Source organism: Haliea sp. (assembly GCF_040222615.1).
Lineage (GTDB): Bacteria > Pseudomonadota > Gammaproteobacteria > Pseudomonadales > Halieaceae > Haliea.
The window spans coordinates 1-1,808 of the sequence record NZ_JAVKCQ010000190.1; the positions used below are offsets into that span (position 1 = coordinate 1).

Annotated in this window: 2 protein-coding genes; both read right to left on the reverse strand. The window is 67.0% G+C overall.

Annotated features, from left to right (window positions below; all coding sequences use genetic code 11):
- The coding region (locus RJQ10_RS15340) for a response regulator (RefSeq protein ID WP_350148157.1) at positions 1–515 on the reverse strand (515 nt) is incomplete at its 3' end.
- A gap of 2 nt (positions 516–517) precedes the next feature.
- Positions 518–1,808, reverse strand: a 1,291-nt coding sequence (gene prsK, locus RJQ10_RS15345; protein ID WP_350148159.1) for an XrtA/PEP-CTERM system histidine kinase PrsK, incomplete at its 5' end; no start/stop codon positions are given.

A 1,808-nucleotide genomic window follows, 5' to 3' on the forward strand; every position in this document is an offset into this window, starting at 1 on the left:
GTAATGTCGGTGGGGGCAATCTTCTCCACCGTGCGGCAGACCTTGAGCATCTGCGGGCTGATGGCGATGATATCGCGCAGGGGCATGTCTTCATCCGCCCGCTGCAGGCGCCGGTTCTCCCGCTCCAGTTCGTACACCTGGTGGGCGCGCTCCACCAGCAGCGCCAGCAGTTCCGGGTCCGCCGGTTTCTGGTGGAAGTCCCAGGCGCCGCCGGCAATGGCCTTCACCGCGTTGGCGCGATCGTTGTCACCGGTCACCACGATGACCTTGGTTTCCGGCGCCAGGCTCAGGATCTCGCGCAGGGTCGCCAGGCCCTCGGTGACGCCGCCGGGGTCCGGCGGCAGCCCCAGGTCCAGCAACACCACCCCCGCTTCGAACCGGCGCAGGGCGGCAATGGCTTCCGCCCGGTCGCCGGCAATGGCCACCTCGTAGCCGTCGAAAGCCCAGCGCATCTGGCTTTGCAGGCCCTTGTCGTCTTCCACTACCAGCAGGTGTCTGGTGCTTGTCTTGGTCATGATCAATCCGGTTGTTGGGTCGGTATTGGAATGTCCGTGGCCGGCGTCTTTGCCAGCGGCAAGGTTACCCGGAACACGCTGCCTGTGCCGGGTGTGCTGTCGACGTCGATATCACCCCCGAGCTGGCGAATATACTCGCGGCTCTCGAAAGCGCCTATGCCCATGCCGGTCAGGCCCTTGGTAGACTCGAAGGGCCGGAACAGGCGCTGGCGGATGAAATCCGGGTCCATGCCGCGGCCCGTATCGGCAATGCGCACCAGGGCCTGGTCACCCTGGCTGCACAGGCTTACGCTGACTTTGCCCTCCGGCGGCGTCGCCTCCTGCGCATTCTGGATCAGGTGGTTGAACACGGTCGCCAGGCGTTCGCTATCGGCTTCCACGCGCAGCTCGCCGCTGGCGAAGTCCGTCGTCGGCACCGGCCGCGCGCCGCTGCGGCTGGCGACGACCTGCTGCAATAGCGGCGCCAGCGCCAGGTCGTCGGCGGCGCCGCTGCGCAGGCCGCTGCGCATCTGCTCCATCAGCCGCTGCATGCGCGCCACAGAGTTCTCCACCGTGGCGATCATGTCGTCAATGAAAGCGGGATTGTCGCGGTGTCTGGCGGCATTGGCGACCATCAGCGACTGCTGGGCCAGAATATTCTTGAGGTCGTGCACCACGTAGGCCGAGAGCCGGTTGAAGGCGTCGAACTGGCGCGCTTCCACCAGCGCCTGGCTGGCCAGGTGCTGGGCCAGGTGGCTGGCGGCCTGGCGCCCGGCGGTCTTCAGCAGGTCCCGGTCTTCCCAGTTGATATTGTCCTTGATATTGGACTGGCGCAGCATCAGCACCCCCTCCAGGCGATCCCGAAACACCAGCGGGATAACCAGCCACAGGGTCGGGTCCTGCCGCAGCCAGTCCGGCAGTTCCAGGCCTTCATACAGGTCGGGCGCGCGCTGCCATTCCCGCAGGTCAATCACCCAGTCGGTGCGCCGCAGCCAGTCCGGCAGGCTGCCGAGTCCCTCGCCGGTGGCCCCGGCGGGGACCGGCATGTCCCAGTGCGCCAACAGCCGCTGGGGCTGGCCCTCCGCAGCCCCCCACAACAGCCCCGCCGGACTGCTCGCCAGGCTGGCCATGATGCGGATGATGCCTTCCGCAACCTCCTCGTTGAGGCTGGCGAGGGCGCGGGTGAACTTGAGCCACTCTTCCCGGTAGTCGTAGCGGTAGCTGAAAAAGTGCTTGCTCAGCTGCACCCGCAGCAGGGCCCGTAACCTTCCGGAAAACAGCAGGCTTGCCAGCAGGGCGCCGGCGGCCACCAGG